This window comes from Pedobacter duraquae, assembly GCF_004362245.1.
Lineage (GTDB): Bacteria > Bacteroidota > Bacteroidia > Sphingobacteriales > Sphingobacteriaceae > Pedobacter > Pedobacter duraquae.
The window spans coordinates 64,582-79,107 of the sequence record NZ_SNWM01000004.1; the positions used below are offsets into that span (position 1 = coordinate 64,582).

The 14,526-nt window shown below is 41.6% G+C and carries 13 protein-coding genes; 6 read left to right on the forward strand and 7 right to left on the reverse strand.

Annotated elements, in window-relative coordinates:
* Nucleotides 1–6: 6 nt before the first annotated feature.
* The gene (locus tag CLV32_RS15845) at nt 7–1,203 is read left to right on the forward strand and encodes a multidrug effflux MFS transporter (protein WP_133557292.1); all 1,197 of its coding nucleotides are present in this window, start codon (nt 7–9) and stop codon (nt 1,201–1,203) included.
* On the opposite strand, the gene CLV32_RS15850 is transcribed toward CLV32_RS15845, so the two are convergent.
* Nucleotides 1,200–2,009, reverse strand: a complete 810-nt coding sequence (locus tag CLV32_RS15850) for a mechanosensitive ion channel family protein (protein ID WP_133557294.1) — start codon at nt 2,007–2,009, stop codon at nt 1,200–1,202. The two genes, CLV32_RS15845 and CLV32_RS15850, sit on opposite strands and share 4 nt — an antisense overlap.
* A gap of 131 nt (nt 2,010–2,140) precedes the next feature.
* Between CLV32_RS15850 and CLV32_RS15855 the strand changes: the two genes are divergently transcribed.
* Nucleotides 2,141–2,458, forward strand: coding sequence for a hypothetical protein (locus CLV32_RS15855; protein ID WP_133557296.1), 318 nt, complete (start codon nt 2,141–2,143; stop codon nt 2,456–2,458).
* Here the strand turns inward: CLV32_RS15855 and CLV32_RS15860 are convergent.
* Nucleotides 2,455–3,321, reverse strand: coding sequence for a sigma-70 family RNA polymerase sigma factor (locus tag CLV32_RS15860; protein ID WP_133557297.1), 867 nt, complete (start codon nt 3,319–3,321; stop codon nt 2,455–2,457). The genes CLV32_RS15855 and CLV32_RS15860 overlap by 4 nt on opposite strands.
* A gap of 326 nt (nt 3,322–3,647) precedes the next feature.
* On the opposite strand from CLV32_RS15860, the gene CLV32_RS15865 reads away from it, so the two are divergent.
* Together CLV32_RS15865 and mnmA are read left to right on the forward strand one after the other, a co-directional pair.
* A complete protein-coding gene (locus tag CLV32_RS15865) occupies nt 3,648–4,202 on the forward strand; it encodes an Lrp/AsnC family transcriptional regulator (protein ID WP_133557299.1) in 555 nt (184 codons plus the stop codon).
* A gap of 47 nt (nt 4,203–4,249) precedes the next feature.
* Nucleotides 4,250–5,341 carry a tRNA 2-thiouridine(34) synthase MnmA gene (mnmA, locus tag CLV32_RS15870; protein ID WP_133557301.1) on the forward strand — a complete coding sequence of 364 codons (1,092 nt, stop codon included), beginning with the start codon at nt 4,250–4,252 and terminating at the stop codon, nt 5,339–5,341.
* A 69-nt stretch (nt 5,342–5,410) separates the two neighbouring features.
* On the opposite strand, the gene CLV32_RS15875 is transcribed toward mnmA, so the two are convergent.
* Complete coding sequence (locus tag CLV32_RS15875) at nt 5,411–5,926, reverse strand: glutathione peroxidase (protein WP_133558052.1); 516 nt, start codon at nt 5,924–5,926, stop codon at nt 5,411–5,413.
* A gap of 213 nt (nt 5,927–6,139) precedes the next feature.
* Here CLV32_RS15875 and topA point away from each other — a divergent pair, with 213 nt between their 5' ends.
* Together topA and CLV32_RS15885 are read left to right on the forward strand one after the other, a co-directional pair.
* A complete protein-coding gene (topA, locus tag CLV32_RS15880) occupies nt 6,140–8,728 on the forward strand; it encodes a type I DNA topoisomerase (protein ID WP_133557303.1) in 2,589 nt (862 codons plus the stop codon).
* A 57-nt stretch (nt 8,729–8,785) separates the two neighbouring features.
* Complete coding sequence (locus CLV32_RS15885) at nt 8,786–9,190, forward strand: hypothetical protein (RefSeq protein ID WP_133557305.1); 405 nt, start codon at nt 8,786–8,788, stop codon at nt 9,188–9,190.
* Here CLV32_RS15885 and CLV32_RS15890 read toward each other — a convergent pair.
* The 4 genes from CLV32_RS15890 to CLV32_RS15905 all read right to left on the reverse strand — a co-directional run bounded on the left by CLV32_RS15890 (nt 9,187) and on the right by CLV32_RS15905 (nt 14,485).
* The gene (locus CLV32_RS15890; protein WP_133557307.1) at nt 9,187–9,882 is read right to left on the reverse strand and encodes a lysoplasmalogenase; all 696 of its coding nucleotides are present in this window, start codon (nt 9,880–9,882) and stop codon (nt 9,187–9,189) included. The two genes, CLV32_RS15885 and CLV32_RS15890, sit on opposite strands and share 4 nt — an antisense overlap.
* Nucleotides 9,883–9,976: 94 nt before the next feature.
* Nucleotides 9,977–10,291, reverse strand: coding sequence for an RNA recognition motif domain-containing protein (locus CLV32_RS15895; RefSeq protein WP_133557309.1), 315 nt, complete (start codon nt 10,289–10,291; stop codon nt 9,977–9,979).
* A gap of 155 nt (nt 10,292–10,446) precedes the next feature.
* A complete protein-coding gene (locus tag CLV32_RS15900) occupies nt 10,447–12,873 on the reverse strand; it encodes an AsmA family protein (protein WP_133557311.1) in 2,427 nt (808 codons plus the stop codon).
* A 70-nt stretch (nt 12,874–12,943) separates the two neighbouring features.
* Nucleotides 12,944–14,485: a malate:quinone oxidoreductase gene (locus CLV32_RS15905; protein ID WP_243732334.1), complete on the reverse strand. Its 1,542-nt coding sequence runs from the start codon at nt 14,483–14,485 to the stop codon at nt 12,944–12,946.
* Nucleotides 14,486–14,526: the final 41 nt, after the last annotated feature.

Below are 14,526 nucleotides of genomic sequence, written 5' to 3' on the forward strand. Positions count from 1 at the left end.
CATTATATGACCAACAAACGGTATTTTTTTCTGATCCTCATTTTGGGATCATTGACAGCGCTCGGCCCTTTTTCTATTGATATGTATTTGCCGGGTTTTCCGGTAATTGCCAAAGACCTGCACACTACAACAGAAAGCGTGGCCATCTCTCTTTCAAGCTTCTTTATCGGAATTTCCTTTGGACAATTGCTCTATGGCCCCTTGCTGGATCGGTTTGGCAGAAAGAAGCCGCTAATTTTTGGACTGGTGCTTTACATTCTGGCTTCTATTGGTTGTCTTTATGTAACTACGTTAAACCAGCTCATTGTCCTTCGCGGCATCCAGGCAATCGGCAGTTGTGCAGCTGCCGTGGCATCTGTCGCTATGGTAAGAGATCTCTTTCCTGTAAAAGACAGTGCTAAGGTTTTTGCATTGCTGATGCTTGTTGTGGGCGTCTCTCCAATGCTTGCACCTACCGCCGGAAGTTATGTAACCATCCTTTTTGGCTGGCATGCGGTATTTGTTGTGCTCCTCGGTCTCGGCGTGCTTAACCTGATCTCTACAATTTGGTTTTTGCCTGAGAGTTTTCAACCCGATACAACGCTATCTTTAAAGCCACTCCCTATTTTATCAGGTTTTAAACAGGTATTAATAGAACCACAGTTTTATACCTATGCCCTTACCGGCGCTTTGGCATTTTCAGGACTTTTTGCTTATGTGGCGGGCTCACCCCTGGTATTTATGGAAGTTTTTAATGTGAGTACCGAAGGGTACGGGTGGATCTTCGCACTTCTTTCTATTGGCCTGATTGGTGCCAGTCAGCTAAATAGCGTACTTCTCAAGAAATACCAGAGTAAACAGATTGTGCTTGTCGCGATCAGCTGTCAGGTTGTCGTAACGCTGATTTTTGTTGCCGGAGCAACATTGAATATCTTTAATTTATGGCAAACGATTGTGCTTCTATTTATCTTCTTATCCTGTCTTGGGCTTACCAATCCAAATACTGCTGCCTTATCACTCCAGCCTTTCAAGAAAAACGCTGGAAGTGCGTCTGCACTAATGGGGGCCACACAAATGGGCCTGGGAGCTTTGGCATCATCGGTATTGAGCTTATTTCATACCAAATCGTCAGTCCCAATGGCCGCGGTTATGGCCGTTACATCCATTTTAGCATTACTTATTCTAACATTAAACAGGTCAAAAATTATTGAGGAGCAAAACTAAGAAGCATCCATTCCAGGTAGTTTAATGGTTCCCGACTTCAATTTCGACATCAGCTTTTCCTGAAAAGCTAGCTGGGCATCGCGATACCCGTGCGCTTTAAGCCATACGGCTATGGATACCTTATATCCACTCTCCTCGAGCGTGGCTATCCCGATCCTGCGTTCAGGAGTCTTTAGCAGATTTTTAGATTCGGTGATGGTTTCTGTAATTATCTTTTTGACTTCCTCGAAATCAACTCCATAGCTGAATTTTAATTCAATGTCTAGCCTTCGGCTACCTTGCATGCTAATGTTGATGATTACTTCGTTAGACAGTTTGCTATTTGGGATAACGACCGTTCTATTGTCGAACGTAGTAACAATTGTATAGAAGATTTCGATAGAAGTAACTGTTCCCTCCTGCCCCTGGGCGATGATATTATCACCAACACGAAACGGTTTCAGGATGAGGATGAGTACGCCACTGGCGAAATTTTGGAGTGTTCCCGATAATGCTAAACCTGCGGCAACACCAAGACCACCCACGAGGACCGAGAATACGGTCATCTCTATCCCTATGATTGGCATAATGGCGATAACCAAAAGTATGCGAAGCCCTATTATTGTAAGACTGATGAAAAATGGTTTTAACGATGGATCAATCTCATGTTTGTTTAATCCTGAATGTAACCATTTGGATACCAGTTTTATGACCCAGAGGCCAATAGCGAGAATGAGAATTGCAACGATGATATTAGGAACTGCAATAATTAGCCAGTTATATACTTTGTCGTAAAATTTATCGACTTGCGCGGAATTAAGTTTCATAATAAGGAAAAAGCTTTGATGCAATTATAACGGATTGCGCGGGTTTAAAGTTTATGAATTTTGAAAAAACCGAAACAAAGCGCCGCCCACCTTGTTGAAATCAAAGAACTATGAATAAATAATTGAGCAGCATGTTTCGAACTTTAAAACATAAACTAACGATTACCGCCGGCAAAAAACTGTTAAATAGTAATACTGATTTACAATTAGATACTGGCAAAAGAATACTTTCCATTCTTGTGGGAGCTTATATATTTCAAAAAGGCGCATTTAACCTGACAAAGTCACCCATTCTTGCTATCCAGGAACTGGCGCTGGGCAGCGTATTAATTTTTAATGGTGCATCTGGTATTAATAAGGTTGAGCAAATCAAACCTAAAAGAATTTCTGAAGTCAGAAAAAATCAGATTCAGGGAAATGACCCCAATGAAGTGCCGGAATTTGTTTAATTCCGGATCCTCCCAAGCTTAACGAAGTAGGTAGCACCCCGCCTCTTCAATTCTTTTAGTGCCTGATCTTTAATCTGGCGTACGCGCTCTTTACTCAGACCGTAAATATCTGCAATATCATGTAATTGCTTGGGTTCATTTGTGCCTATTCCATAATATAAGCGGATAATATGTGCCTGACGTTTAGGGAGCGTTTTGATCAGGTGATCCATATCCTGCAAGGCCGAATTTTGCATTAAACCTTCGTCTGGCCTACTAAGATTGCCTTCCAGTTGATCAGACAATGTGAAATTTGATGAATCTGCCATAGGGCTATCTATTGAAACTGGTAGCCCGGCATGACTTAAATAATCATCAATAAATTCCGGAGCCATCCCCAGAAAGGCGGAAATTTCAGCCACAGTAGGCGTCCGTTCAAAGCGCTGTTCTAGTTTCGCTATTGCTTTATTTATCCTGCTGATTGCGGCAACCTGATTTAAGGGTAACCTGACTACCCGCGTTTGTTCTGCCAGGGCCTGCATAATCGTCTGTCTGACCCACCATACCGCAAAAGATATAAACTTGAAACCGTAAGTATCGTCAAAACGTCCTGCAGCCTTGATTAGTCCGATATTCCCCTCATTGATCAGATCGCCAAGACTCAGTCCCCTATGTTGATACTGTTTCGCTACCGAAACTACAAAACGTAGATTCGCATTTACAAGATGTTGGTAGGCGGCCTGATCTCCATCCTTAATCTTCTTGCTAATGGCGATTTCTTCTTCATTACTCAGCAAAGGTATTTTACTGATATCATTTAGATATTTATCCAGTGAGGCAGAATCCCTGCCGGTTATGGTTAGCCCAATCTTCAAATGTCTCATAGTTCTAAGGGTCGGTTACCTCGTAAAAATGAAACTAATAATATACCAAAACAATAATAAATTCCAATTTTGGAAATATTCTGGTTTTTTATTATAATAAAAAAAAATTCTACTGTGTTTAACCAAAATTCTGAAATTTATTCTGAAAATTTGATTTGTCTAAATCGCATATTTCATATGTGAAGTCAAATTTTAAGTTCTTTTAGATAATCACCGCCAGTAATAATAGTTTAAAGGCTTGTTTTTCAAAAACGAATAAATTATATTTGATTTGCCATAAGTCAGGATAGCGGAATAACATTTTGATCACCCAATCAGAATCCACTATGTCCAAAAAACAAGAAAAATTAGATCAGACAGATATTGACATTCTCAATATCCTCCAGGAAGATGGAAGTAAAACGCAAAAGGAAATCGCCGGGATCCTGAGAAGGCCTATATCTGGTATATATGACCGGCTCAAAAAGCTGGAAAGGCTTTGTGGTATAGATCGGTATCATATTAAACTGGATCGGACAAAGTTTCAGAAAAGTTTCGACGTACAAATATTGGTGAGATTAAAAAATAATGATGCTGGCGCTATATCCAGTTTTAAAACGATGATACAAGATCTCCCCTCAATCTACGAATGCTGCCGCATGTCCGGGTCATGGGACTTCGTTTTGAAAGGAAACTTCAAGTACGTAGGCGAACTTCGGCAACTGATTGAGCATGACTTCGAAAAGTGCCCGCTAATTAAGCGGACCGCACAGTTGATTATACTGGATAAAGTTGAATTTAGCAGGCCAGTGAGCCTGGACGACATCGATGGCATAGGTCAGGATACCAACAATTTTGGTCCTGCTTATACGCGTTTTTACAAGCCCTTGACGGCTAACTGACTAATATGCGGATTAAAACTTTTACTTTTGTGTCAGATTAAACAGTAATGAGTAAAAGAGGTAGAATTTTGGTTGCCATGAGTGGCGGTGTAGATAGTTCGGTAGCAGCAGTGATGTTGCATGAACAGGGATATGAAGTAATTGGGTTGACCATGAAGACCTGGGATTACGCTACATCGGGCAGTAACAGTAAGGAAACCGGATGCTGCAGTCTGGATAGCATCAATGATGCGCGCACACTTGCTGTTAATTATGGCTTTCCACATTACATTCTTGATATTCGCGAAGAGTTTGGTGATTATGTAATAGATAATTTTGTTGATGAGTATCTGGCCGGCAGAACGCCGAATCCATGTGTACTTTGTAATACCCACATTAAATGGGAAGCACTGCTGAAACGGGCGAATAAACTGGACTGCGAATTTATTGCGACCGGTCACTACGCTAATGTAAGGCAACATGATAATGGCAGGTATGTGATTTCTAAGGGAAAAGACGAGAATAAAGATCAGTCTTATGTACTTTGGGGTGTTTCTCAGGAAAATCTTTCAAGAACGCAGTTTCCATTGGGCTCTTTTTCTAAAACTGATATCCGTCAAATGGCCCTTGATATGGGACAGGAAGAATTAGCCAAGAAAAGTGAAAGCTATGAGATCTGTTTTGTTCCCGAGAATGACTACCGGTCTTTTCTTAAACATAAAGTAGAAGATCTGGAAGAACGTGTAGCAGGCGGAAATTTCATTTTAAGCAATGGAATGATCGTTGGACAGCATAAAGGCTATCCTTTTTACACAATTGGCCAGCGTAAAGGTTTAGGGATCGCCTTCGGCGAACCTATGTTTGTGACGCAAATCCTTCCTGAAAGTAATACAGTGGTATTGGGTAAAGCTGAAGAACTTGAACGCCGCGAAGCGATGGTCAGAAACATTAACCTGGTAAAATATGGTAGTATTCTGGAGCCTATGGATGATGTGATTACAAAAATCCGCTATAAAGATGCGGGTATGCTAAGTACCATCGTTCAGGAAAAAGACCGGATGCGCGTAGTATTTGACCATGCTGTATCTGCAATTGCCCCGGGTCAATCGGCAGTATTTTATGAAGGTAATGATCTGTTGGGTGGTGGATTTCTCTGCTAATCCAATAAATTAATCATAAAAAAAGAGGGATCATTAATGGTCCCTCTTTTTTTGTCTTAAAAGCTAGATCTATTTAGCGAAGTTTTTAGTGATCTCTGCACTCATAGGTGTGGTTTTAGATCTGAAACGGTGTACAAGTTGTCCCTTTTCATTGATCAGGAATTTCTCGAAATTCCAGTTGATATCACCTTTGAAATCTGGATTTTCTGCTGTAGTCAGGTATTCAAATAAGGGGTCGATGTCTGCACCTTTTACGCTCACTTTCTGACTTAATAAAAAGGTAACACCGAAATTCTTTTTACAGAAGTCCTGAATTTCAGAATTCGTTGCCAATTCCTGTCCACCGAAGTTTCCTGCTGGAAAGCCGATTAGCACGATTTCTTTACCATACTGTTTGTGTAGTTTTTCCAGATCTTCATACTGCGGTGTGAAACCACATTTAGAAGCTGTATTCACAATTAAAAGCTTTTTGCCTTTGAACTGCGACAATTTAATCTCTTTGCCATCAATTGTTTTCATTTTGAAATCGTAAACGCTTTTTGGCTGAGCAAATAATAAACTAAGGAAAATTAATAATGTATTCATCATTTTGAATTTTAGGTATAAACGAAGTTAAATAGAAATTGGATCATTAGCTATAATTTCAAAGTAATTATCTGTGTCTGCGGTTTGAAGCCGCTTATATCCGCTGTTCAGCATTGTCAAATACTGGTCTCAAAAACACTTTTTAAGATTAAATCTACATTGAATTTGGAATTTAGGCTTATTTATAGCTTTATTTGCAGAAAAACGTTCTGAATGGCGAAAAATTTACTGATAGTCGAGTCTCCGGCAAAAGCTAAAACAATAGAAGGATATCTGGGTAAAGATTTCCTTGTCAAATCCAGCTATGGCCACATCCGTGATCTTGTTAAAGGGGACATGGGGATAGATATTAACAACAATTTTTCCCAGACCTACGAGGTTCCTGTCGACAAGAAACAGGTAGTCGCAGAATTAAAGAAACTAGCAAAGGGTGCCGAAATGGTATGGCTCGCTTCCGATGAGGACCGCGAAGGGGAAGCGATTTCATGGCATTTATATGAAACACTCGGTCTTAAGGAAGCAACCACCAAGCGAATTGTTTTTCATGAAATTACCAAGCCCGCGATTCTTAAAGCTATAGATACCCCAAGAACAATAGACTATAATCTCGTTTTTGCACAACAGGCACGTCGTGTGCTCGATCGACTGGTAGGTTTCGAGTTATCACCAGTGCTCTGGAAAAAAATTAAACCATCTCTGTCGGCAGGTCGTGTACAATCGGTTGCCGTGCGGCTAATCGTAGACAGAGAAAGAGAAGTCAATAAATTCAACGCTACTGCTGCATTTAAAATTACCGCTCAGTTTAGTACAGGGCAGGCCCGTGAAATCGTAAGGGCAGAACTCCCCCACCGATTCGAAAAAGAAGCCGACGCTGAACAATTCCTCAAGGATTGCATGCAGGCAGATTTTAAAATTGCCAGCCTGGAAACTAAACCAGCGAAACGAAACCCCGCGGCTCCATTTACTACATCTACCCTTCAGCAGGAAGCATCACGTAAATTGGGCTACTCAGTTTCCCGTACCATGCAGATTGCTCAGAGACTCTATGAAAGTGGTAAAATTACCTATATGAGAACTGACTCGGTAAATTTATCAGAAACTGCAATTCAGGCTGCTGCCAGTGAGATCAGATCGGCTTACGGCGACAAATACCACCAGCCAAGAACATATAAAACTAAAACTGCGGGTGCTCAGGAAGCGCATGAGGCCATCAGACCTACTTACTTTGACCAACATACCGTAACGGGAGATAACTCAGAACAGCGGCTCTATGAGCTGATTTGGAAGAGAGCGATCGCGTCTCAGATGAGCGAAGCACTTTTTGAGCGTACTACAGCACAGATCGACATTTCGACCCGTAAAGAGAATTTACTCGCCGAAGGTGAAGTGCTTAAGTTTGATGGATTTTTAAAGGTATACCTGGAATCCAGCGATGATGATGATGCAGAGGACGCTAATGGTAACAATATGTTGCCACCACTTGCTCAAAATCAGGTATTACAGCTTAAAGAAATGAATGCTACCGAACGGTTTTCCAGACCGCCGGCTAGATATACCGAGGCCAGCCTTGTTAAAAAGCTCGAAGAGCTGGGTATTGGACGTCCTTCTACTTATGCGCCTACCATCTCTACGATTCAGAACAGAGGGTATGTTGTGAAAGAAGAAAGAGACGGAAAACAGCGCGCATTCAATACAATTTCGCTTGTAAACGGAGTGCTGACGAGCTTAACGAAAACAGAAATCACCGGTGCCGAGAAAGGAAAACTTTTTCCTACAGATATTGGTGAAGTCGTAAATGACTTCCTTGTAGAACACTTTAAAGATATCGTAGATTTTCATTTCACTGCAAACGTGGAAAAGGAATTTGATGAGATTGCACAGGGACTTAAGGAATGGACAAAAATGTTGCATTCTTTTTATACGCCCTTCCATAAAGAAGTTGAAACTACCCTGGAGACTGCCGATCGTGCAAATGGCGAGCGCTTACTTGGTATAGATCCTGCCAGTGGCAAGAATGTATATGCTAAAGTGGGTAAATTTGGTCCACTGGTTCAAATCGGGCAGGTAGACGACGAAGAGAAGCCGAAGTATGCAAGTATCGCCAAATCGCAAAGCGTAGGAACTATTACCCTGGAGCAGGCACTGGAACAATTCAGACTTCCATTTCAGCTCGAAGATTATGAAGGTAAGGAAGTTTCTGTTGGTGTAGGAAGATTTGGCCCATATGTAAAATGGGGAGATGCTTATATATCTGTTCCCAAAAACGAAGATCCTTTAACGATAGATAAAGAGCGCGCTATAGAGATCATCAACGAAAAAATCACTGCTGATGCTCCTATCGCCACACACGACGGGCTTCCGGTAACTAAAGGAACAGGTAGATTTGGTCCTTTTATCAAATGGAATGACCTGTTTATCAATGTACCTAAAGCTTATAACTTTGATTTCCTGACAGTTAAAGATATTACTGAATTAATTGGAAAGAAGGTTGAAAAAGAAGCAAACCGTTTTATCCAGCAATGGACGGAAGATAAAATAGCTATAGAAAATGGACGTTGGGGACCTTTCATCAGATTCGGTAAAGAGATGCTGAAACTGCGTAAAAACCCTGCGACTAACGATAAGTATACACCTGAAGAGCTTGCTGAGATTTCTTTGGAAGAAGTGAAAAAATTAATCGTGGAGCAGGTTCCTAATGCTTTTGAAGTAAAGGCTAAAGCGACACGTAAAAAAGCTGCTGCCGGAGCTAAGCCCGCTGCTAAAAAGCCAGCGACAAAAAAAGCTGTAGCGAAAAAGAAATAAATGATGGTGCTATCATAAAACCTGTGGTAGCACCGTTATCGTGAAAATATTGATCTGATGAAAAAAGACCTTCCTGAAAATATTGTTGAGGATGTAGCCATGTCTGTTGTGCTTATGGGTGAAACACCCGAAGTTAAAAGCTGGACTGTCTATCTGGTTAACCTCAAAAACGTTGACATCACCAATGTGCTGGTGAGCTCTAAAGGTTACGGAGAAAAAGATGGAAAACCGGTAAAGACTTCGGTTTTAAGGCACTTTTTAGGGGATATTAAGGCGCAGTCATTTTCAGGTGTTGAAGCAATTGATCCTGAGGTTTTTGGTCTGACTAATGAATATTGGCTGAGCTATTATATCAACGGGACTATCTATGATAAAAAGTTTATTTTTCTGCCAGAAAGTATCGTCGACGAAAATCTGATCCGGATTCCACTGGTTAATAAACCAGGTGTGATGATCCGTTAATTTACCGCATCGTGCGCTAGTAACTTTCTTTCTGTGGCGCCAAGAATAATCAGATACTGTGCGATCATATAACTGAACATAACCAGTATGCCTACAGAGGGGAACGCATGTCCAAACCGGCTTCCGGCAAGCAACGCATCTGATGCCATAAAGCAAAATGCTCCTGTTAAAATTAAATTGAAGCTCAAGCTATTTACCCGTTTATTTCTGAATGCCGCCATCATCATCATCAAAGTAATTACGAAGATATAAACGAGTACAGGAAGGCGCAATGGACCGAGTGTTGGCCTGAGCCAGAAATAGGAAGCGCAGCTTAACACCACTCCCGTTATAATCGCCATCCTCGCTCCTCTTTTATCGAGCTCCGGAGCAGACCTGAAATCAAGATAGAAAGCACTGATGTAGCACAGGTGTCCAATTAGGAAACTAGTCAATCCGGCCATGAAATAGGATGTGTTGGTGTCAAATAAAAGGAAAATATCTCCCATCATGGCAAAGATCAACCCTGTAAAGATCCGCTTATGGAACCGCCCTTTTAATTTTGTTTTTAAAACTAAGATGATCATCAGAGAAAGCGTAATCAGCACTTTACTGATCATATGCAGGATACTGTAGCCGAAATAAATAGAGCTCAACTGCGAGATAACGATGACCAGAAATACGATATTGAAAACCAGATATTTTTTAAACATATTGGGTCAAATAACCAAAATCAATAAAATACAAAAAGTCAGTTGCGCATGAAAGCACAGCTGACTTTTTGTAAACTTATATTGGAAGTTCTAATTAAAAACTTCTTTCTCTATTGTTGTTGCGTTTAAAACCGCCACCAGCAGGACCACCACCAGCGTTACCACCTGGTTTTTCCTGTGCCTCAGCAACTTTAATACGGTTACCATTGTAATCACCACCGTTCATACGTTTGATAGCTTCTCTCGCTTCATCGTCATTAGGCATTTCAACAAAACCGAAACCACGGCTCTGGCCTGTTTCACGGTCTTTAATGATCCTAAGCGATTTAACGGGACCGAAATCACCGAATACGGCAGTTAATTCATCTTCCCCTACTTCTAATGGAAGGCCTGTAATAAATATCTTCATTAATGTCTCAAAATTTGCACAAAGATAACTAATTTAATGCTGTGAATTGCAATGTCATTGTAAGTTATAACATATAAATCAGCTAAATGGCTGTTAATACTATACTAAATAAGCAACACACCCGCTTAAAAAAAGTTTTGCAAGATTTATGATTATTAAGATTTATCGCGGTTTTTGTTCAGTTTGATCTTGATTTTGCCATCGTCTCCATCAGTCGCCAACAGGTGAAGTACAATTCCCCTCATCCTTTTATCTTCTTTTTCTGCGGCCGTTTGCAGCTCAGCGTCTTTTTTAGGATTTCGCAAAGGAACGTCTAATGCAATATTTGTTCCTTTTCCTAATGCGTAAACGCCGGCGACATCCATGTTAAGTACGCTGGAACTGATTTTCATTGGCCTGATCTGAATCTGCTCACCCTGGATATCAAACGTGCCCTTCAAGTTACTGAATGTGATATTCTTCATGTCGCGTAACGGAAATGCGAACTTGCCAACATTGGCGATAGGATCGAAATTTAACAGGGCGCCATTTTTCAGGTCAAATGCAACTGAGCCTCGTAATGAGCCTGGCAAAACTGCACCTGCATTCGAAATACGGCCAGATAATTTTACAGCAGCATACAGGTTTCCTCTGAGGTTGTCTGAGGTAAGCGACTTCAACCCAAAATTATCGAATCCATAAAAGAAACTTTTGATGTTGGCATTGGTTACACTGGAATTCAACAGAAAGCGCGTTGAGCTCCCTTCCTGGAAAAGGTTACCGTTAACTTTTAGCGCACCTCCGGCATGTTTAACACTGATATCCTTGATCGCAATCCCATCTTCGGAAAGCAGGAGCTCTGCGACTGCATTTGTAGCGAGAAATTTGTTATAATAGATTTTATCTACCCTGAGGTGCAGGTCAACCTTACTTTTATCAAATACCTCATTCAGATCGCTGGATAGTGTAGAGTGGCTGCTTCGTTTTTTTGGTGCGGTAGACTTCCTTGTTCCCAGGAAGCCAAGGAACTCGCCCAGATACAATTGCGGACTCTTGATCTGCCAGCTTAATACGATTTTTTCAGGTGCGTTGTAATAGAGGTTCAGGAAGTTTCTCACATTCCCTTCCATAAAGACGATGCTTTTACCACTCTGAAGCCTGATGTTGCTGATGAATAAATCTGGGCCGGTAAAGTTTAACGAGATTGCCGTGTTGGTAAACTTCAGATTTCGCGGAACATAGTTAGCACTTGCATTTTTGATGTTCACGTAACCGGTAACAATAGGTTTGTTAAGTCTGAAGTTCACGAGGTCTGCGGTATAAGCCAATTTTACATCTGCTGTGCCCTTGCTGAAAGTAAGCAGGTCTGCACCAAGTACATTATTTAACTTAGTAATTGGAAATGCCGCCCTGAAGACGCCTGTCGCCACAGGCTTGTCGAAATTACTAATCGCAGCAGTATCGATGGCAAAAGGTATTTCTTCATAAGTACCCTTAAACTGATACAATTTTACTGCAGAGTTCGCATCGCTAAAACCCCGGCCATTTACATAGTTGTTGGTATATACGCCTGTGAAATTACAATCTGAGATTTTAGCACCTGGTACATGGAGCGCGTTATTTTTAATTTGCGCTGTAACATTGATATTCGGGTCGCCACCGGCACCCATATTACCAATCAGGTCACATTTTACGTCTATGGGTTTATCCAGATTAAACTGATCAAGTCTGGATTTGATGTTTGGTGCCAGTAAAGCTGAGGCACTACGCCACAAAATCTGCTTAACATTAATATGAATCGCAAAGACAGTCGGATCTACGCCGATATTGAATTCAGCGCCGATAACGAATGGGTCATCCCCTATTTTCAATGTTTTTGGCACAAGTTTTACAATTCCTGTTTTATCGGCATAGGTGGCGTCAAAGTTTCCGTCTAAAGACTTGTCTTTGATGAAACTTCCCCTGCGGGTGTTAAAAGCCAGGCTCTTCGCAAATCCTTTCAATGCAACCCTCGCCCGCCAGTCGTCTCCACTGTAATCAATGTCGCCCTGAAGTCTATCTACGGTAAAAGAAAAGAGCTTATGTCCTTTTTGGTTGTCCATGATAAAAGTGACATCATTGAGGTTGAACTTTCTAATCTCGGCAGGTGAGTTGCTTTCGGAGTTGTTTGTAGTGTCTTTCTGTTTCTTTTTAAATAAGCTGGTATTGCTATAACCCGTGCTATCTGTGTATAGATAAATAGATGCATTGGTAATGTTAATCTTATTAATCGTAATCGTGCCCCGGAGCAGACCTAAAGTGTTTACAGAAATATTAAAATCTTTTGCCTCAAGAAGAGTATGTTTATGCTGAGCCCACTGTTTGTCGCGTATCACAACATTATTCAACGATAACGACACGCCTGGGAAGCCTTGTAAAAAAGTTGGCTCCATATTACCGATCGTCAGAGAACCGGTCATATTTTTATTCAGCTCCCTGGTAACAGATTCCAGCAATGCTTTTTTATGTGTGTTTACATAATAAGCAACTCCGATATAAGCAATAAGGATAACTGTGAGTAGACCTCCGAGTATGCGGAGCGTAATTTTTGACCAGCGGGGCATCTTTTAAATTTAGTACCAAACCCTTAAGGTAGTGATTTTGTTTTAAAAGATGCCGCGTTCCGCTCGCTAATTAAGATATAACAACCTCCGGCTCTGCCTGAAGTTTTAATGCATGTGTGGTCTGTGTTCTGATGGTTTCTGTTAGCGAAGCGTCTTTGCTAAGGCAGAACCCATAAGAAGGGATCATCTGCTTCAATTTTTTCTGCCATGCCTCAGAAGCAATGTAAGTTCCAAAGCAGCGCTCCATCAATGTAATCATGATTGAAACTGCCGTAGAGGCTCCCGGCGAAGCGCCTAGCAGGGCTGCGATGGAGCCGTCGGCTGCAGTAACAACCTCAGTCCCGAATTCAAGGATTCCACCATGTTCTGCGTCTTTTTTAATTACCTGAACACGCTGTCCGGCAGTTTCCAGTTCCCAGTCTTCCATTTTAGCCGAAGGCAAATATTCCTTCAAAGCATCAAGACGGTCTTCCGGCGACTGTCTCACCTGATTGATCAGATATTTAGTAAGTGGTATATTATCCAGCCCCGCAGAAATCATCGGGCGAATGTTGTTTACTTTGATGGATAGCGGTAAATCAAGCAAGGATCCATTTTTCAGGAACCTGGTAGAGAAACCGGCATAAGGACCAAAAAGGAGTGCTTTTTTACCGTCAATCATACGCGTGTCCAAATGTGGTACTGACATCGGCGGTGCGCCAACTGATGCCTTGCCATATACTTTGGCATTGTGATTTGCTATGATTTCCGGATTTGTACATTTCAGCCATTGTCCGCTAACCGGGAAGCCACCAAAACCATCTCCCTCAGGGATACCTGCTTTTTCAAGCAGTGGCAATGAACCGCCGCCGGCGCCGATAAATACGAATTTTGCTTTCACCGTCCTGCGCTCACCAGTATTTTCATCTTTAACCCTTACTTCCCACAGGCCATCTTTCTGTTTTAATTTTTTAACCTCATGGTTGAAGTGCATCTCCACATTTGATTTTTCCTGCAGCGTATTGAACATCTGGCGGGTGAGTGCACCGAAATTGACGTCGGTACCAAGGGTCATACGTGTTGCTGCAACAACTTCACTGGCATCCCTGTCTTTCATCACCAAAGGCATCCACTCTGCCAGTTGTTGCTGATCTTCAGAATAGACCATGCCTTTGAAAAGCTCGCATTTCTGCAGCTCATTATAGCGTGTTTTTAGATAACTTACGTTGTCCTTGCCCCAAACAAAACTCATGTGCGGGATGCTTTTGATAAATTCCTCAGGCGCACCTACAAGTTTTGCACGCACAAGATATGACCAGAACTGCTTGGATACTTCAAAAGACTCAGCAATAGAAACTGCTTTTGCAGTATCCACAGAGCCATCAGCTTTCTGAGGAGTATAGTTTAATTCGCAGAATGCAGAGTGTCCTGTGCCGGCATTATTCCAGGCATCAGAGCTTTCAGCCGCTGCGACATCCAATCTTTCAAAAATATCTACTGTAATCCCGGGTTCCAGTTCTTTTAGCAAAACGCCTAAGGTGGCGCTCATGATTCCAGCACCTATCAACACCACATCTACAGTTCTTTCAGATTTTTTATTTGTACGAGCCACTTTTCCTATCAATTTTGCCACGAAATTACAATTTTTATTGCTCCTAAATAGCATCCTGGCCG

Bases quoted from the DNA above. Each gene is read 5' to 3' on its own strand.
- CLV32_RS15845 (WP_133557292.1), top strand. From the start codon at position 7: ATGACCAACAAACGGTATTTTTTTCTGATCCTCATTTTGGGATCATTG.
- CLV32_RS15850 (WP_133557294.1), bottom strand. From the start codon at position 2,009: ATGAAACTTAATTCCGCGCAAGTCGATAAATTTTACGACAAAGTATAT.
- CLV32_RS15855 (WP_133557296.1), top strand. From the start codon at position 2,141: ATGTTTCGAACTTTAAAACATAAACTAACGATTACCGCCGGCAAAAAA.
- CLV32_RS15860 (WP_133557297.1), bottom strand. From the start codon at position 3,321: ATGAGACATTTGAAGATTGGGCTAACCATAACCGGCAGGGATTCTGCC.
- CLV32_RS15865 (WP_133557299.1), top strand. From the start codon at position 3,648: ATGTCCAAAAAACAAGAAAAATTAGATCAGACAGATATTGACATTCTC.
- mnmA (WP_133557301.1), top strand. From the start codon at position 4,250: ATGAGTAAAAGAGGTAGAATTTTGGTTGCCATGAGTGGCGGTGTAGAT.
- CLV32_RS15875 (WP_133558052.1), bottom strand. From the start codon at position 5,926: ATGAATACATTATTAATTTTCCTTAGTTTATTATTTGCTCAGCCAAAA.
- topA (WP_133557303.1), top strand. From the start codon at position 6,140: ATGGCGAAAAATTTACTGATAGTCGAGTCTCCGGCAAAAGCTAAAACA.
- CLV32_RS15885 (WP_133557305.1), top strand. From the start codon at position 8,786: ATGAAAAAAGACCTTCCTGAAAATATTGTTGAGGATGTAGCCATGTCT.
- CLV32_RS15890 (WP_133557307.1), bottom strand. From the start codon at position 9,882: ATGTTTAAAAAATATCTGGTTTTCAATATCGTATTTCTGGTCATCGTT.
- CLV32_RS15895 (WP_133557309.1), bottom strand. From the start codon at position 10,291: ATGAAGATATTTATTACAGGCCTTCCATTAGAAGTAGGGGAAGATGAA.
- CLV32_RS15900 (WP_133557311.1), bottom strand. From the start codon at position 12,873: ATGCCCCGCTGGTCAAAAATTACGCTCCGCATACTCGGAGGTCTACTC.